This is a genomic window from Streptomyces luteolus, from assembly GCF_029968015.1.
Taxonomy (GTDB): Bacteria; Actinomycetota; Actinomycetes; order Streptomycetales; family Streptomycetaceae; genus Streptomyces; species Streptomyces luteolus.
Map to the genome: position 1 here is coordinate 23,045 of NZ_JASCIS010000054.1, position 16,829 is coordinate 39,873.

The 16,829-nt window shown below is 70.4% G+C and carries 15 protein-coding genes; 8 read left to right on the forward strand and 7 right to left on the reverse strand.

Annotated features, from left to right (window positions below; all coding sequences use genetic code 11):
• Positions 1-19: 19 nt before the first annotated feature.
• The 3 genes from tyrS to QIT00_RS33625 all read right to left on the reverse strand — a co-directional run bounded on the left by tyrS (position 20) and on the right by QIT00_RS33625 (position 4,355).
• Positions 20-1,288, reverse strand: a complete 1,269-nt coding sequence (gene tyrS / locus QIT00_RS33615; protein ID WP_282539268.1) for a tyrosine--tRNA ligase — start codon at positions 1,286-1,288, stop codon at positions 20-22.
• 152 nt (positions 1,289-1,440) lie between these two features.
• Complete coding sequence (locus tag QIT00_RS33620) at positions 1,441-2,835, reverse strand: TldD/PmbA family protein (protein ID WP_282539269.1); 1,395 nt, start codon at positions 2,833-2,835, stop codon at positions 1,441-1,443.
• Entirely contained in the window at positions 2,832-4,355 is a 1,524-nt protein-coding gene (locus QIT00_RS33625; protein ID WP_282539270.1) for a TldD/PmbA family protein, read from the reverse strand. Before QIT00_RS33625 ends, QIT00_RS33620 begins: the two co-directional genes overlap by 4 nt.
• Before the next feature lie 220 nt (positions 4,356-4,575).
• Between QIT00_RS33625 and fabG the strand changes: the two genes are divergently transcribed.
• The 3 genes from fabG (at position 4,576) to QIT00_RS33640 (ending at position 6,664) form a co-directional block, all read left to right on the forward strand.
• Positions 4,576-5,280: a 3-oxoacyl-[acyl-carrier-protein] reductase gene (gene fabG, locus QIT00_RS33630; RefSeq protein ID WP_282539271.1), complete on the forward strand. Its 705-nt coding sequence runs from the start codon at positions 4,576-4,578 to the stop codon at positions 5,278-5,280.
• A gap of 5 nt (positions 5,281-5,285) precedes the next feature.
• Positions 5,286-6,086: an enoyl-ACP reductase FabI gene (gene fabI / locus QIT00_RS33635; RefSeq protein WP_282539272.1), complete on the forward strand. Its 801-nt coding sequence runs from the start codon at positions 5,286-5,288 to the stop codon at positions 6,084-6,086.
• Between the two features lie 224 nt (positions 6,087-6,310).
• Entirely contained in the window at positions 6,311-6,664 is a 354-nt protein-coding gene (locus tag QIT00_RS33640; protein ID WP_282539273.1) for a hypothetical protein, read from the forward strand.
• A 48-nt stretch (positions 6,665-6,712) separates the two neighbouring features.
• On the opposite strand, the gene QIT00_RS33645 is transcribed toward QIT00_RS33640, so the two are convergent.
• Entirely contained in the window at positions 6,713-7,432 is a 720-nt protein-coding gene (locus QIT00_RS33645; protein ID WP_282539274.1) for a FadR/GntR family transcriptional regulator, read from the reverse strand.
• A gap of 124 nt (positions 7,433-7,556) precedes the next feature.
• Between QIT00_RS33645 and QIT00_RS33650 the strand changes: the two genes are divergently transcribed.
• The 4 genes from QIT00_RS33650 (at position 7,557) to QIT00_RS33665 (ending at position 10,228) form a co-directional block, all read left to right on the forward strand.
• Positions 7,557-8,924: a CynX/NimT family MFS transporter gene (locus tag QIT00_RS33650; RefSeq protein WP_282539275.1), complete on the forward strand. Its 1,368-nt coding sequence runs from the start codon at positions 7,557-7,559 to the stop codon at positions 8,922-8,924.
• Positions 8,925-9,083: 159 nt separating this feature from the next.
• A complete protein-coding gene (locus QIT00_RS33655; RefSeq protein WP_282539276.1) occupies positions 9,084-9,200 on the forward strand; it encodes an SGM_5486 family transporter-associated protein in 117 nt (38 codons plus the stop codon).
• Between the two features lie 189 nt (positions 9,201-9,389).
• Positions 9,390-9,596 (forward strand): hypothetical protein, encoded by a 207-nt coding sequence (locus tag QIT00_RS33660; protein WP_282539277.1) that lies wholly within the window; start codon positions 9,390-9,392, stop codon positions 9,594-9,596.
• A 113-nt stretch (positions 9,597-9,709) separates the two neighbouring features.
• Complete coding sequence (locus tag QIT00_RS33665; RefSeq protein ID WP_282539278.1) at positions 9,710-10,228, forward strand: SixA phosphatase family protein; 519 nt, start codon at positions 9,710-9,712, stop codon at positions 10,226-10,228.
• Positions 10,229-10,416: 188 nt separating this feature from the next.
• Here QIT00_RS33665 and serB read toward each other — a convergent pair whose 3' ends face one another.
• Positions 10,417-11,631: a phosphoserine phosphatase SerB gene (gene serB / locus QIT00_RS33670; RefSeq protein WP_282539279.1), complete on the reverse strand. Its 1,215-nt coding sequence runs from the start codon at positions 11,629-11,631 to the stop codon at positions 10,417-10,419.
• Positions 11,632-11,973: 342 nt separating this feature from the next.
• On the opposite strand from serB, the gene QIT00_RS33675 reads away from it, so the two are divergent.
• Positions 11,974-14,670, forward strand: a complete 2,697-nt coding sequence (locus QIT00_RS33675; protein WP_282539280.1) for an ABC transporter ATP-binding protein/permease — start codon at positions 11,974-11,976, stop codon at positions 14,668-14,670.
• A gap of 84 nt (positions 14,671-14,754) precedes the next feature.
• Here QIT00_RS33675 and QIT00_RS33680 read toward each other — a convergent pair whose 3' ends face one another.
• Both QIT00_RS33680 and QIT00_RS33685 read right to left on the reverse strand, forming a co-directional pair.
• On the reverse strand, positions 14,755-15,432 hold the full coding sequence (locus QIT00_RS33680; protein ID WP_282539281.1) for a transglycosylase SLT domain-containing protein: 678 nt from the start codon (positions 15,430-15,432) through the stop codon (positions 14,755-14,757).
• Between the two features lie 297 nt (positions 15,433-15,729).
• On the reverse strand, positions 15,730-16,815 hold the full coding sequence (locus QIT00_RS33685) for an S-adenosylmethionine:tRNA ribosyltransferase-isomerase (RefSeq protein ID WP_408909904.1): 1,086 nt from the start codon (positions 16,813-16,815) through the stop codon (positions 15,730-15,732).
• Positions 16,816-16,829: the final 14 nt, after the last annotated feature.

The following is a 16,829-nucleotide window of genomic DNA, read 5'->3' on the forward strand; positions in this document are numbered from 1 at the left end:
GCGTACTACGCGGCCGGGATCAGGCGTCGACGACCTCGACCGCCGCCAGGTTCTTCTTGCCGCGCCGCAGGACCAGCCACCGCCCGTGCAGCAGCTGCTCCCGCTCGGCCACGGCGTCCTCGGCGGCGACCTTCACGTTGTTCACGTACGCCCCGCCCTCCTTCACCGTGCGGCGCGCGGCGGACTTGCTGGCGACCAGGCCGACCTCGGCGAACAGGTCGACGACCGCGCCCAGTTCGGTCACCTCGACGTGCGGCAGCTCGGAGAGCGCCGCGCTCAGCGTGTCCTCGTCCAGGTCGCCGATCTCGCCCTGGCCGAACAGCGCCTTGGACGCGGCGATCACCGCGGCGCACTGCTCGGCGCCGTGCACCAGCGTGGTCAGCTCCTCGGCCAGCGCACGCTGCGCGGTGCGCGCCTGGGGCCGCTCCTGCGTGACCTGCTCCAGCTCCTCAAGCTCCGTCTGTGACTTGAAGCTGAGGATCCGCATGTACGTGGAGATGTCCCGGTCGTCGACGTTCAGCCAGAACTGGTAGAAGGCGTACGGCGTGGTCATCTCGGGGTCGAGCCAGACCGCGCCGCCCTCGGTCTTGCCGAACTTGGTGCCGTCCGACTTCGTCATCAGCGGCGTCGCCACGGCGTGCGCGTGGGCGTCCGGCTCCAGGCGGTGGATCAGGTCCAGGCCCGCCGTGAGGTTGCCCCACTGGTCGGAGCCGCCGGACTGCAGCACGCAGCCGTAGCGCCGGTACAGCTCCAGGAAGTCCATGCCCTGCAGCAGCTGGTAGCTGAACTCGGTGTAGCTGATGCCCTGGTCGGACTCCAGGCGGCGGGCCACCGAGTCCTTGGTGAGCATCTTGTTGACCCGGAAGTGCTTGCCGATGTCCCGCAGGAACTCGATGGCGGACATGCCGCCCGTCCAGTCCAGGTTGTTGACCATCGTCGCGGCGTTCTCGCCCTCGAAGTCCAGGAACGGCTGGATCTGCGAGCGCACCCGCTCGACCCACAGCGCGACGGTCTCCGGGGAGTTCAGCGTGCGCTCGGCCGTCGGCTTCGGGTCGCCGATCTGCCCCGTCGCGCCGCCGACCAGGGCCAGCGGGCGGTGGCCCGCCTGCTGCAGCCGGCGCATGGTCAGCACCTGAACCAGGTGCCCGACGTGCAGGCTGGGCGCGGTCGGGTCGAAGCCGCAATAGAAGGTGATCGGGCCGTCCGCGAGCGCCTTGCGCAGTGCGTCCTCGTCAGTGGACTGCGCGAAAAGTCCGCGCCACTGAAGCTCGTCGACGATGTCCGTCACGATCCCGTGTCTCCTCGTAGCGTTAGGTCGGCCGCAGAATGGGCCGCTGGCCCCAGTCTATGGGGGCCGCACGACCGGCCCGAACCGCGTATCGGCCGGTGGCCGGCGAACACGGAGGGCGCGCCCCGCGCGGAGCGCGCCCTCCGGTCCGGTCACACGCCCTTGCTGACCGAGCTCATGTTGAAGTCCGGTACGCGCAGAGCGGGCATCGCAGCCCGGGTGAAATAGTCGCCCCACTCGCGCGGCAGCGTCTTCTCCGTACGGCCTGCCTCCGAGACCCGGCCGAGGAGGCCGACCGGGGACTCGTTGAAGCGGAAGTTGTTCACCTCGCCGACGACCTCGCCGTTCTCCACCAGGTACACGCCGTCGCGCGTGAGGCCGGTCAGGAGCAGCGTGGCGGGGTCGACCTCGCGGATGTACCAGAGGCACGTCAACAGCAGCCCGCGCTCGGTCGCCGCGACCATCTCCTCCAAGCTGCGCTCGCCGCCGCCCTCCAGGATCAGGTTGTCGACGCCGGGAGCGACCGGAAGGCCGGTCAGGCCCGCGCTGTGCCGGGTGCTCAGCAAGTGCGTGAGCTCGCCGTCGCGGAGCCAGTCCGTGGGACCGACCGGGAGCCCGTTGTCGAAGACCGAGGAGTCGTCGCCCGAGGCGTGCGCGAGGACGAACGGGGCGGATTCCAGGCCGGGTTCGGCCGGGTCGCTGCGCAGCGTCAGCGGCAGCTCGGACAGCTTCTCGCCGATCCGGGTGCCGCCGCCGGGCGTGGAGAAGACCGTGCGCCCCTCGGCGGCGTCCCGCGCGCCCGACGACCAGTACTGGTAGATCAGCAGATCCGCCACGGCGCTCGGCGGCAGCAGCGTCTCGTACCGCCCTGCGGGCAGTTCGATACGGCGCTCCGCCCAGCCGAGGCGGGTGGCGAGCTCCGCGTCCAGGGCCGCCGGGTCGACGTCCTTGAAGTCCCGCGTGGCCCGGCCCGCCCAGGCGGAGCGGGTGCGGTCCGGCGACTTGGCGTTCAGTTCGAGGGTGCCGTTCGGCTGGTCGTGCCGCAGCCGCAGCCCCGTCGACGTCCCCAGATAGCTGGACGTCACCTCGTGGTTGGCGAAGCCGTACAGCTCACGCCCGCCAGCACGCGCGCGTGCGAAGGCCTCACCGAGGGCAGGGGCGAACTCCGTGAACACGTCCGAGCTCGTCTCGGCGGGCGACTCCGTGAAGTCGGCGGAGACAGCGCCCGTGTCGACCAGGGGCTGCGCGTCCTCGGCGGGACCGGCCGAGCGTGCCGCGTCCTCGGCGGCCCGCACGATGTCCGCCAGCTCGTCGGCGGTCACGGCGGAGCGCGAGACGACTCCGGAAGCCGTGCCCTCCTTGCCGTCGACGGTGGCGATCACGGTGAGGGTGCGGCCGCGCGTCACCCCGTTCGTGGTCAGCGCGTTGCCCGCCCAGCGCAGGTTGGCCGTCGACGCCTCGTCGGCGATCACCACGCAGCCGTCGGCCCGGGAGAGCGCGAGGGCACGCTCGACGATCTCGTGCGGCTTGTTCGTACGAGAGCTCACTGCCCCGCCTCCTGCGTCGTGTTCAGGATGTTCACGTTCTGGAAGAGCGCCGAGGGGCAGCCGTGGGAGACCGCCGCGACCTGGCCCGGCTGGGCCTTGCCGCAGTTGAACGCGCCGCCCAGGACGTACGTCTCGGGGCCGCCGACCGCGGCCATCGAACCCCAGAAGTCGGTGGTCGTCGCCTGGTACGCGACGTCGCGGAGCTGGCCCGAGAGCCGACCGTTCTCGATCTTGAAGAAGCGCTGGCCGGTGAACTGGAAGTTGTAGCGCTGCATGTCGATCGACCAGGAGCGGTCCCCGATGACGTAGATGCCGCGCTCCACGCCCGCGATCAGCGCGTCCGTCGAGGGCCCGTCCGGCGCCGGCTGCAGCGACACGTTCGCCATTCGCTGCACCGGAACGTGTCCGGGGGAGTCGGCGTACGCGCAGCCGTTGGACCGCTCGAAGCCGGTGAGCTTCGCGATCCGCCGGTCCAGCTGATAGCCGACGAGCGTGCCGTCCTTGACCAGGTCCCAGGACTGCCCTGCCACGCCCTCGTCGTCGTACCCGATCGTCGCGAGCCCGTGCTCGGCCGTGCGGTCACCCGTGACGTTCATGATCTCGGAGCCGTACTTGAGCTTGCCGAGCTGGTCGAACGTCGCGAACGAGGTGCCCGCGTACGCCGCCTCGTAGCCGAGCGCGCGGTCCAACTCCGTTGCGTGGCCGATCGATTCGTGGATCGTCAGCCACAGGTTGGACGGGTCCACCACCAGGTCGTACGTCCCCGGCTCGACGCTCGGCGCGCGCATCTTCTCGGCCAGGAAGCCGGGGATCTGCGCCAGCTCGGCGTCCCAGTCCCACACGTCGCCCGTCAGGTACTCCCAGCCGCGTCCGACCGGCGGCGCGATCGTGCGCATCGAGTCGAACTCGCCGCTCTTCTCGTCCACGGCGACCGCGGTGAACTGCGGGTGCAGCCGGACCCGCTGCTGCGTGGTGACCGTGCCCGCGGTGTCCGCGTAGAACTTGTTCTCCTGCACCGTGAGCAGCGAGGCGTCCACATGCGCCACACCCTCGGCCGCGAGCAGCCGCGCACTCCACTCGGCGAGCAGCCCGGTCTTGTCCTCGGCCGGCACGTCGAAGGGATTGATCTCGTACGCGGAGATCCACGTCCTGTCGGCGTGCACGGGTTCGTCCGCCAGCTCGACCCGCTCGTCGGAACCCGCCGCCGAGATCACCTGGGCGGACAGCTTCGCCATCGCGACGGCCTGGGAGGCGACCCGCGCCGCCGCGTCCATCGTCAGATCCACACCGGAGGCGAAGCCCCAACTGCCGCCGTGCACCACGCGCACCGCGTACCCCAGGTCCGTGGTGTCGGACGAGCCGGACGGCTTGGCGTCCCGCAGCCGCCAGGCCGCGCTGCGCACCCGCTCGAAGCGGAAGTCCGCGTGCTCGGCGCCCAGCGCGCGGGCGCGGGCGAGCGCCGCGTCGGCGAGCGCCCGCAACGGCAGCGCCGTGAACGCTGCATCGATGGAATGAGGCACGAATGTCTCCTGTCGGCTGCTGTCGGTGTTCGTGAACCTGTGTGTCCGGTCAGCGGCCGGACGTGTCCGATCATGTCGCGGCGGCCCGTACGGTCGCCAGGACTTTCTGTAGAGATCCGACAGTCAGTGCTCCGAGGGGCTGTCGGGGCTCGATTCTCCGTATCGCGGAAGCTACCGATAGTTTGCTGGGGTACCAGACTGCTAGGGAAAGGGTGATCCGTTGAGCCGCTCGGTTCTCGTCACTGGAGGCAACCGGGGCATCGGCCTCGCCATCGCCCGGGCTTTCGCCGACGCCGGCGACAAGGTCGCGATCACATACCGCTCGGGTGAGCCGCCGGAGGGCTTCCTGGCCGTCCGCTGCGACATCACCGACACCGAGCAGGTGGAGCAGGCATACAAGGAGATCGAGGAGAAGCACGGTCCCGTCGAGGTCCTCGTCGCCAACGCCGGCGTGACCAAGGACCAGCTCCTGATGCGGATGTCCGAGGAGGACTTCTCCGCCGTCCTCGACACCAACCTCACCGGCACCTTCCGCGTTGTGAAGCGCGCCAACCGCGGCATGCTGCGCGCCAAGAAGGGCCGCGTCGTACTCATCTCCTCCGTGGTCGGACTGCTCGGCTCCGCCGGTCAGGCCAACTACGCCGCCTCCAAGGCCGGTCTTGTCGGCTTCGCACGGTCCCTGGCCCGTGAACTCGGATCGCGGAACATCACCTTCAACGTCGTCGCGCCCGGCTTCGTCGACACCGACATGACGAAGGCGCTCACCGACGACCAGCGGCAGAACATCGTCGGCCAGGTGCCGCTCGGCCGCTACGCGCAGCCCGAGGAGATCGCCGCCACGGTGCGGTTCCTCGCCTCGGACGACGCTTCGTACATCACTGGAGCCGTCATCCCCGTTGACGGCGGATTGGGCATGGGGCACTGACACCGATGACTACCACTGGCGGAATTCTCGAGGGCAAGCGCATCCTCATCACCGGTGTGCTGATGGAGTCCTCCATCGCGTTCCACGCCGCGAAGCTGGCCCAGGAGCAGGGCGCGGAGATCATCCTCACTGCCTGGCCCCGGCCGACGCTGACCGAGCGCATCGCGAAGAAGCTCCCCAAGCCGACCACGGTCATCGAGCTCGACGTCACCAACGACGAGCACATGGCCGGTCTGCAGGACAAGGTCCGCGCCGAGCTCGGCGGCCTCGACGGCATCGTGCACTCCATCGGTTTCGCGCCGCAGGACGCCCTGGGCGGCAACTTCCTCGACACCCCCTTCGAGTCGGTGTCGACGGCCATGCACGTCTCCGCGTACTCGCTGAAGTCGCTGACGATGGCCCTGAAGCCGCTCATGACTGCATCTGACAGCGCCTCCGGAGCGGGCGGCGGCTCGGTGGTCGGCCTGACCTTCGACGCGCAGTTCGCCTGGCCGCAGTACGACTGGATGGGCCCGGCCAAGGCCGCCCTGGAGGCGACCAACCGCTACATGGCGCGCTACCTCGGCCCCGAGAACATCCGCTGCAACCTGGTCTCGGCGGGCCCGCTCGGGTCGATGGCCGCGAAGTCCATCCCGGGCTTCTCCGACCTGGCCTCCGTCTGGGACACCCGCTCCCCGCTGAACTGGGAGCTGACCGACCCGGAGCCCACCGGCAAGGCCATCGTCGCCCTCCTCTCGGACTGGTTCCCGAAGACCACCGGCGAGATCATCCACGTCGACGGCGGCCTGCACGCCATCGGTGCCTGATCGCGCAGCGCCCCTTTTCGACGCCCCGTCTCCCGCTCCGCGCGGGAGGCGGGGCGTCGCCCGTTCGGCCCCCTTGACCGGGCGCCCGGGGCCCGAAGTGCGCACTCTGGAAGTCGAGTTCGAGACCGCCTGCCGGTCCGGGTTCGAGACCGCTCTCTCCCCCTTGTGGTGCAGCCACGGCAGCCCGAGTGACTTGTCGTAGTACGGCCGAGGAGGTCCTTCCGGTGCGCAGCCCCCGCCCCTTGCCGTCGGTGCTCGCCGGTCTCGCGCTCCTGGTCTCCCTCCCCGTGGCCCTGCCGACCGAGGCCGCTTCACATCCCGCCTCGGGCGCCGTGCAGCGGGTGAAGCCTCCGTTCGGCGCCGACTGCCGCGTACGTGAGTCCGGCTCGCACGTGGTCGCGTACTGCCACAACCCGTACCCCGACACCGACAGGGTCGCCCTGCACATCGAGTGCCGCGAGTGGTGGGACATCGACACCGACACCGCGCGTGTGGCGGCCGGTCCGGCGATGACGGTACGGCTGGCGGGGCGTTGCTGGAAGGAAGTCGGGGCGGCCTGGGTCAGTCACGAGAGGTGAGACGCGTGCCGGTGCGCCCCATAACCGGCACTACGCGCGCGTGCCGTACTACGCGCGCGTGCCGTCCGCGTCCTGGTCGTTCTCGCTGCTCTCGTCGAACTTCTCCGTGCGGCACAGGAACGGGTAGCCCGCCGCCTCGGCCGCGGCCGTCTCCGCGTCGCCCGCGCGGATCGCGTCCACGAGCCGTGCGTGGTCCATGTTGTTCTCGGGGCTCAGCTGTTCGCCCACGTCGTCGCGGAGCCAGGCGCGCAGGACCTCGCCGAGGTCGGCGTACAGCTCGGTGAGGACCTCGTTGTGGCCCGCCGAGACGACGGCCAGGTGGAAGGTCGCGTCGGCCTCGACGAACGCGTCCCTGTCCCGCTCCTGCCAGGCCTGTTCGCGGCGTTCGAGCAGCACGTCCAGCTGCTTGAGCTCGCGTTCCGTGCGGCGCTCGGCGGCGAGCTTCGCGGCGCTCGACTCGAGCGTGGAGCGCAGCTCGGCGATGTGCCGGGGGTCGGCGTCGGCGAACCTGCGGTGCATCACCCCGGCCAGCTCACTGGTCGCGGCCACATAGGTGCCGGAGCCCTGCCGGATGTCGAGCAGGCCGTTGTGCGCCAGCGCCCGTACCGCCTCGCGCACCGTGTTGCGGGCGACGCCGAGCTGCTCGACCAGCTCCGGCTCGGTGGGGATGCGGCTGCCCACCGGCCACTCGCCCGAGGTGATCTGGTTCCGCAGCTCGGCGATGACCTGGTCGGAGAGTGCGGAGCGCCTGGGAGACGTCAGCGGCATGGGGCTTCCTTCGGCGGACGGGCGGAGCGGGGCGTCGCCGGGATCTTAAGCGGCGCCGCGTCCCCGGACCGGAACAGGGAGAGGGTGGTGCGAGCATTCATCCCATGATTCTATGATGACTCTCATGCCACACGAGGAAACCCAGACGACGACCCAGGCCCCACCGCGTACGGCGACCCCGCACAGCGCGAGCGAACCGCCCACCACGCGCGCGTGGACCCTGCGGCTCGTCGCCGTCGGGCTTGTCCTCGCGGCGCTCAACCTGCGTCCCGCGATCACCAGCCTCGGCGCCCTCCTCGAAGAGGTGCGCGCCGGTCTCGGCATGAGCGCCAGCGTCGCCGGCGTGCTGACGTCCGTGCCGCCGCTGTGCTTCGCCCTCTTCGGCGTGATGACCCCCAAGCTCGCCCGGCGCTTCGGGCCCTCCGCCGTGGTCTGCGCCGGCATGGCCGCCATCGCCATGGGCCTCGCTGTCCGTCCCTTCGCGGGCGGTACGCCGGGCTTCCTGGCCGCCAGCGCCCTCGCCCTGATGGGCATCGCGGTCAGCAACATCCTGATGCCGGTGATCGTGAAGCGCTGGTTCCCGGACCGCGTCGCCGGTATGACCGGCCTGTACTCCATGGCGCTCGCCCTCGGCACATCCCTGGCGGCCGCCGCCACCGTGCCCCTCACCGGCGCACTCGGCGGCGAGTGGCAGACCGGGCTCGGCCTGTGGGCGCTGGTCGCCGCCGTGGCCGTACTGCCCTGGCTGCTGCTCGTACGCGCGGGGCGCGGGAGCGCGAGGCAGGCCGAAGCCGCGAGCGAGACCGAGGGCGTGAGCGGGACTGAAGGCGCGAGCACCTCGGGGTCCGCCGCGGCCGGGCGGGACAAGGGCGTGCTCGCCCTGCCCATCACCCGCAGCCGTACGGCCTGGGCGCTCGCCGCCTACTTCGGGCTCCAGGCCACCGGGGCGTACATCACGATGGGCTGGATGCCGCAGATCTTCCGGGACGCGGGCGTTCCGGCCTCCACCGCAGGTCTGCTGCTCGCCGTGACCATGGCGATGGGCGTCCCGCTCGCCTTCGTCATCCCGCGCGTGGCGGGGCGGCTGCGCAACCAGGGCCCGATCGCGGTGGTCCTCGGCACCTGCGGACTCATCGGGTACGCGGGTCTGTTCCTCGCCCCGGCGGCCGGTGCGTGGGTGTGGGCCATCGTGCTTGGCGTCTCCAACTGCTCGTTCCCGCTGGCCCTCACGATGGTCGGCATGCGCGCGGGCACCGGCGCGGGCGTCGCCAAGCTGTCGGCGTTCGCGCAGAGCACCGGCTACCTGCTCTCCATCCCCGGACCGCTGCTCGTCGGCGTCCTCTACCAGCACAGCGGCGGCTGGGGCCTGCCCATCGGGCTCATGGCCGGCCTGATGGTGCCGCAGATCGCGGTCGGCATCCTCGCGGGCCGCAACCGCACCATTGAGGCGGAGCTGGCCGAGCGGGCGGGGGCCGCGGACAAGGGCGCCTGAGCGTTCGGCGGGCCGTGGCTGAGGCGCCTGAGCGTTCGGCGGGTCCGTGGCCGAGGGTGCCCGAGTCCCCGGCGGGCCGTGGCTGAGGCGCCTGCGCGCGGCGCCGCCCACGGCACCCCGCTGAGGGCAGACCGGGCAAAGGGTGCGAGACTTGGCGGCATGCCCGTCCTCGAACCGAACCCGCAGAACGGCCAGAAGAAGTTCCTCATCGTGCTCGGCGCGATGCTGGCCATCACCGTCGTCATCGGCGTCGTCGCGTCCATCGCCTCACCCTGAGCGCGGCGCAGTGGGCAGGCCCCCCGGCCCCACTGCCCCCCGGCCCCACTGCCCCCGCGTCCCCTAGGGGGCAGGTATCAGGGGTAAGTGGGTGGATCACCTGATAGTCCCGGGCCGCGTCGGTCCGTAGGTTCAAGATGTGCCCGCGAAGGAGCGGCGCACGGCAACCGAACCGCGGAGGCGAGCGACATGCCGGCACCGGCGCACCCCCGAGCCACCCCGGAGCAACGTGGCCGGATCACGGCCGAGCTGCCCTGGTGGGCGCTCGCCCTGCCCACGGTCGCCTTCGTGCTGCTGCTCTCCCTCGTGCTGGACCCCGCCGACGCGCACGCGGCGGTCGGCCGCCTCCCGCACCTCGACGTCCTGGCCCAGCTGAGACAGGCCCTGCCCTTCTGACCCGCCGAGGTCGAACGGGGTGTTCCGGCGCGCTTCAACCCCCGGTCACCCATGCGTGCGGAGCATGTCAACTACCTGCGCCGCAAGGCGCGTTTCGTGCGAAGCTGGGACGCATGAGCGTCGATACACCCCGCAGGATTGTCCTCCTTCGGCATGCGAAGGCCGACTGGCCCCAGGTGTCCGACCATGAGCGGCCGCTCGCCGAGCGCGGTCGCCAGGATGCCCCGGTGGCCGGCCGCAGACTGGCCGAGACCGGCATCGACTTCGACCTGGCCATCTGCTCCACCGCCACCCGGACCCGCGAGACCTGGAAGCTCGCCGTCCACGAGCTGCCGCGCCGCCCGAAGACCGTCTACGAAGACCGTCTGTACGAAGCCTCGCCCGGCGAGCTCATCGCCGTGCTCAACGAAGTGCAGGACGACTGCTCCGACATCCTCCTGATCGGCCACAACCCCGGAGTGCACGGCCTCGCCGACGTCCTCGCCGGCTCGTCCGAGGGCGACGCCCTGGCACGCATGAACCGGCGCGGCTTCCCGACCGCGGCGATGGCGACCCTGTCGTACACCGGTTCCTGGAAGGGCCTGGAGCCCGGCACCGCGACGCTGCTCGACTACTGGGCGCCGCACGAGTAACTCCCGCCCCGAGACGACCCGTTCGGGGCCCTTCGGGATCCGCTCCTGACCCCTTCGGGATTCGCTCGCGACCCCTTCGGGATTCGCTCGCGACCCCTTTGGGATCCGCTCGCGACCCCTTCGGGACCGCTCACGACAGGGGGCCCGGCACGCACACCGTGCCGGGCCCCGCTGACTGCCGGGAGTGATCAGTCCGCGTGCGTGTCCGCCAGCTCCACCTCTTCGCGGGTGACACCGAGCAGATACAGCACGGTGTCCAGGAACGGCACGTTCACCGCCGTGTGCGCGGCCTCGCGCACCACCGGCTTGGCGTTGAAGGCGACCCCGAGGCCCGCCGCGTTCAGCATGTCCAGATCGTTGGCGCCGTCGCCGATCGCCACCGTCTGCTCCAGCGGAACCCCCGCCTCCACCGCGAACCGGCGCAGCAGCCGCGCCTTGCCCGCGCGGTCCACGATCTCGCCCGTGACCCTGCCGGTCAGCTTGCCGTCGACGATCTCCAGCGTGTTGGCCTGCGCGAAGTCGAGCCCGAGCCGCTCCTTCAGGTCGTCCGTTACCTGCGTGAACCCACCCGAGACGACACCCACTTGGTAGCCGAGGCGCTTCAGCGTACGGATCAGGGTGCGGGCGCCCGGCGTGAGCCTGACCTCCGTACGCACCTTGTCCACCACCGAGGCGTCGAGCCCTTCGAGCAGCGCCACGCGCGCGTGCAGCGACTGCTCGAAGTCCAGATCACCGCGCATCGCCGCCGCCGTCACCTCGGCGACCTTGTCCTCGCAGCCCGCGTGCGCCGCGAACAGCTCGATGACCTCGTCCTGGATCAGCGTCGAGTCGACGTCCATCACGACGAGCCGCTGGGCCCGGCGGTGCAGACCGGCCGAGACGACCGCGACGTCCACGCCCTGCACCGCGGCCTCTATGGCGAGCGCCGTCCGCAGCGGCTCGGTCTCCGTGCCGGACACCGCGAACTCCACGGCCGTGACCGGGTACTTGGCGAGCCGGAAGATCCGGTCGATGTTGCCGCCGGTGTCCGTGATCCGGGCCGCTATGGCCGCCGTCGACTCCGCGGTCAGCGGGTGCCCGAGCACCGTCACGTGCGAACGGCCCTCGCCGCGCGGCCGGTTGTCGCCGATGCCGGAGATGATCTCGGCCTGCATCTTCAGGGAGTCGGCCCAGCTGTGCACCGTGGACCGCAGCTCGCCCTCCATCCCGGCGGGCGGCGCGGTGACCAGCGCGCACAGCACGATCCGGCCACGCGTGACGACCTGCTCCAGATCGATCACGTCTACGGAGAAGGCGGCAAGGGTGTCGAAGAGACCCGCGGTGATGCCGGGCCGGTCCTTGCCGAAGATCTTGACGAGGAGAGTGGGTACGTCAGCGGGGTGCGGTGGCTGCGATGCGCTCATGGTGCTTCCACGGTATCCGGCACCGCGTGCCACGTGCGCCGCCGTCCCGGCCTACGGACACGCCGGGCCCCTGATGAGCAGCACTTTCCGATCCGTACGCATTTGTACCGATGCCTAACGATCCGCACCTTCCGCACTTACTGATCGCTGATTCAGCTGATTCAGCCAGTACGGCAGGGTATGCGCATCTCAACGGCCGGGCGCAGCAAGGGTGGTGGGCGCTCATCCACAGGCCCGACTTTCGGTCAGCGGGCGGAGCCTGGAATAGTTCCCCACGATGTTCGACATCCCTAGACTCCCCAAGACGGGGGCTAGCTCGGGGGACAACGTAGTGGGGCTGGAGTGCCGGAACTCGTACTGGAAATGAATGGACAGACCTGGACGCTTGATGTGTCCAGGTCGTATGCCGTCGGACGTGATCCGGGCGGCGATGTGGTGATCGACGACGCCCGGGTCTCCTGGCGGCACGCCACGATCAGCTGGGGCGGCCGGAACTGGGTGATCGAGGACCACGGCAGCACCAACGGCACGTTCGTGCAGGGCCACCGGATCCAGCACATCGAGATCGGGCCCGGCACCGCCGTCCACCTCGGCAACGCCACCGACGGGCCGTGCCTCAACCTCGCGGCCGCCGGCGCCGCTCCGAGTGCCGCCCCGAGTGCCGTCCCGGGCGGCCCGCAGCAGGCCCAGGCGGCGCAGGCCCCCGGCCAGCAGGCGGCCCCGGCCCCCTACCCGCAGCAGCACGCCCCGCAGCAGCACGCCTCCCAGCAGCACGCCCCCCAGCAGGCGGGCCCCGGCTGGCAGCAGCCGCAGCAGCAGCACGCGCCACAGCAGCACCACGCACAGCAGCACGCGCCGCACCAGCAGGCCTGGCCTCAGCAGGCCGGCGCGGGTCAGGCGCACGTGCCGCCGCAGCAGGTCCCCGGCCAGCAGGTCCCCGGTCAGAAATTCCCGCACCAGCCCCCCGCCGGCGCGGGCGCCCCGGCGCAGGGCGGCGACCGCAGCCCCACCACGTTCCACCAGGTGGCACTCGGCCACGTCATGCGCATCGGCCGCGCCCTGGAGAACGAGCTGGTCGTCTCCGACCTCCAGGTCTCCCGCCACCACGCCGAGTTCCACGCGACGCCCGACGGCCGCTTCGAGATCCGCGACCTCGGCTCGCACAACGGCACCTACGTCAACGGCCAGCCGCTGCCCAAGTCCGGCACCGCCCCGATCGGCCCGAACGACATCGTCGGCGTCGGCCACTCCACGTTCCGCCTGGTCGACGGGCGCCTGGAGGAGTTCGTCGACACCGGCGAGGTCTCCTTCTCGGCCCGCCACCTCACGGTCACCGTCGACGGCGGCAAGCAGATCCTCAAGGACGTCTCCTTCGGCGTACCGGAGAAGTCCCTGATCGCCGTGATCGGCCCGTCCGGCTCCGGAAAGTCGACACTCCTCAAGGCCCTCACCGGTTACCGCCCCGCCAACCAGGGAGAGGTCCTCTACGACAACCGGAACCTCTACAAGCAGTTCGCCGAGCTGCGGCAGCGCATCGGTCTGGTCCCGCAGGACGACATCCTGCACAAGGAGCTGACCGTCAAGAAGGCCCTCAAGTACGCAGCCAAGCTCCGCTTCCCCGCCGACACCAGCGAGCAGGAGCGCGAACAGCGCATCGGCGAGGTCCTGCGCGAGCTGAAGCTCGACATCCACAAGGACAAGAAGGTCACGTCCCTGTCGGGCGGCCAGCGCAAGCGCGTCTCGGTCGCCCTCGAGCTGCTCACCAAGCCGTCCCTGATCTTCCTGGACGAGCCCACCTCGGGCCTCGACCCGGGCATGGACCGCGACGTCATGCAGCTGCTCCGCGGCCTCGCCGACGACGGCCGCACCGTCCTCGTCGTCACGCACTCCGTGGCCGAGCTGGCGATCTGCGACAAGCTCCTGGTGATGGCTCCGGGCGGCTCGGTGGCGTACTTCGGCCCGCCCGAGGAGGCCCTGAACTTCTTCGGCTACAGCACCTGGGCCGACGTCTTCTCCGCCTTCGAGAACTACCGCGAGTACGACTGGGCGGGCCGCTGGAAGGGCTCGCAGCACTACCAGATGTACGCCGCGGACATCGACGCCGCCGCCCCGCAGCAGCAGCCGCAGCAGCAGTACATGCAGCAGCCCCAGGCGATGATGAGACCGCCCAAGCCACAGGGCTGGGGCTCCCAGCTGTTCACCCTGATCAGGCGGTACGTCTCCGTCATCGCGTCCGACAAGGGCTTCCTGGCGCTGAGCGTGGTCCTGCCCGCCGTGCTCGGCGCGGTCAGCCTGCTGATCGAGCCGGACAAGGGCCTGCTCGTCAACCCGAAGGTGAACCCGCAGACCGGCCTGCACGTCCCGAACGGCACCGCCACCACGGTCCTGCTGATCCTCGCGGTCGGCGCGTGCTTCGCGGGCGCCGCCAACTCGGTCCGCGAACTGATCAAGGAACGGGTCATCTACGAGCGGGAACGCGCCACCGGCCTGTCCCGCTCCGCGTACCTGATGTCCAAGGTCATCGTGCTCGGCACCATCACCGTCCTGCAGGGCCTCATGGTCGGCGCGATCGGCTTCGCCAGTCGTGAGATCCCCGAGGAAGGCCTGATCCTCGGCGGCTCGGTGCTCCTCGAACTGTCGCTGCCGATCATGGCGCTCGGCTTCACCGCGATGATGTTCGGCCTGGTCATCTCCTCGCTCGTGAAGACCGCCGAGAAGACCATGCCGCTGCTCGTGATGTTCGCGATCGTCCAGGTCGTCTTCACCGGCTGCCTGTTCATCCTGCACGGCACGGTCGGCGTCAATCAGTTCTCGTTCCTGATGCCGTCCCGCTGGGCCGTCGCAGCCGCGGGTACGACGCTGGACTTCAACAACATCAACCCGAACACCGACGACCCGTCCAGCACCGACCCGCTGTGGGACCACGAGGTCGCGTCCTGGCTGCTCGACATGGGCGCGCTGATCGCGCTCGGCGTCCTCTGCGGCTTCCTGGTGGCGCGCTTCCTGCGCCGCCACGAGCCGGAGGTCATGCGCAAGTAACCGCACCGCGGTCGCGTACGTACGCCGAAGGGCGGCACCCCGTGCGGGGTGCCGCCCTGTGCGCTATCGGTGGTCCTCAGCCGCTCAGTAGGCGCTGTTGACGTTGTCCATCGAGCCGTAACGGTCGGCGGCGTAGTTGGCCGCGGCGACGATGTTGGCGACCGGGTCGTACTGGTCGTGCTTGGTGCCCTTGACGTGGTACGCGTCGAAGGTGGGCTTGATGACCTGCAGCAGGCCCTTCGAGGGGATGCCGTTCTGGGCGTTGATGTCCCAGTTGTTGATGGCACGCGGGTTGCCGGACGACTCACGCATGATGTTGCGGTGCAGACCCTCGTAGGAGCCCGGGATGCCTTCCTTCTTCATGATGGCGAGGGACTCCTTGATCCAGCCGTCCAGGTTGTTGGCGTAGACCGGCTTGCGGGCGGCGTCACGGGCGGCGCGGGCCTTGGCGTCTCGCTCCTGCTTGGCCTTCGCATCGGCCTTCGCCTTGGCCTCGGCCGCCGCCTGCTTCTGCGCGGCGGTCTCGGCGGCCTTGGCGATGCCCGCGTAGGCGGTCTGCTGCTTGGCGACGCCTGCCTGGATGGTCTTGGCATCCGCGGAGAAGGCGACGGGGGCGGCGGAGACCTCGGCGGCCTGCGCGGTCTGGTCGTTGCCCGGCACGAACGAGAAGGCGAGGGCAGCGGCGCCGACAGTGGCGACACCGGCGATCGAGATCTTCTGGCGCTTGGTCAGGGAAAGGCCAAGGGTGTTCTGCTGGGACATGCGAAAGGACCTCTTCGAAATAGCGGAGATCGCTCGCTTTCCGACACCGGGACAGGGACTCCGGCAAAAACGCCGTGGTGTGGGTAACCACGGCGCCGAGCGACGAGAGCAATTCTTAGCGGCCGCAAAATCTCGAAGCAAAGGTGTGACGTACGATCCTGCTTAGTGGATCAGGGCCCGGGAGTGGCGGAGCCACGCCCGATATTTCCCCCATGGAAGGCACCCAATCGGTCAACTAGGACACTTCGTACGTGACGTGCGCCCTATGCGTGGGCTCACATCGGTCCCGTAACAGTCTTACCAACCGTTGCCGAAGCAATTCATACGGTGACTGTTCTCCTCCTTGAGGACCAGATGGCTGTCCCCGAACTCGTGCCAGAGGTAGAGACGCCGTACGGCTTCCGTATATCCACTGGTCACAGCGTCCTTTCCGGCAATCGCGACCAGCATCGAAAGATGTGACGCGGCCGGCTCGTGCAGTCCCGTAAGAACGCCGTCCACCACGCGCACTCCGCGCTCCGGAGTGACCACGAGATCCGTCCATCCGGCGGCCGCCCGCACCACGCCTCCCTCATCCGCCGCCGACTCGACGGCGCGCACCGCCGTCGTACCGATCGCGATGATCCGGCCCCCACCGGCCCGCGCCGAGTTGATCAGCCGCGCCGAGGCCGCCGGTACGGAGAAGCGCTCGGGGTACGGCGGCTCGTGCGCCTCGGCCGACGCCACCCCGGTGTGCAGCGTGACCGGCGCGAACTGCACGCCCCGGCTGACCGCCTCCGCCACGATCCGGTCCGTGAACGGCCGCCCCGCACTCGGCATCTCCGCCGAACCCGCCCCGCCGGGGGACGGCAGGGCAAACACCGTCTGGTACGCCGACAGCGGCTGGTCCCGCTCCGTATAGGCGTAGCGGATGGGCCGGCCGTGCTCGCGCAGCAGCTCCGGCACACCCCCCTCCACCCGCGCCCACCAAAGCCGCACACCCCGCTCACTCAGCGGCTCCTCCAATACGAGGGAGCGGCCGCCGGGAAGCTCCACGCGCGCGCCCGCCGGTCCGCCCGCACGCGCGCGCGTGGTTCCTGTTCCATCGGGGTCGCGCAGCTCCACGGCCCAGCGCCCGTCGTCGCCCCGCGTCGAGAAATGCACCACTACGCGCGCGTGCCCCCGGTTCTCGCCGACGAGCGTCCCGTCCACGGCGGCGGCGAGCGTGGGCGAGGTGTTCACCACGAGCAGGTCGCCGGCCCGCAGCAGTCGCGGCAGGTCCGCGAACGCGTGGTGCGAGACGGACCGCCCACGCGACACGAGCAGCCGCACCCCGTCGCGACCCGCCCCCGGCCACCGCTGCTCCACCGGCACCCGCGCCGACAGCTCGTCCGGCACCCGCAGCCCTTCGAGGACCG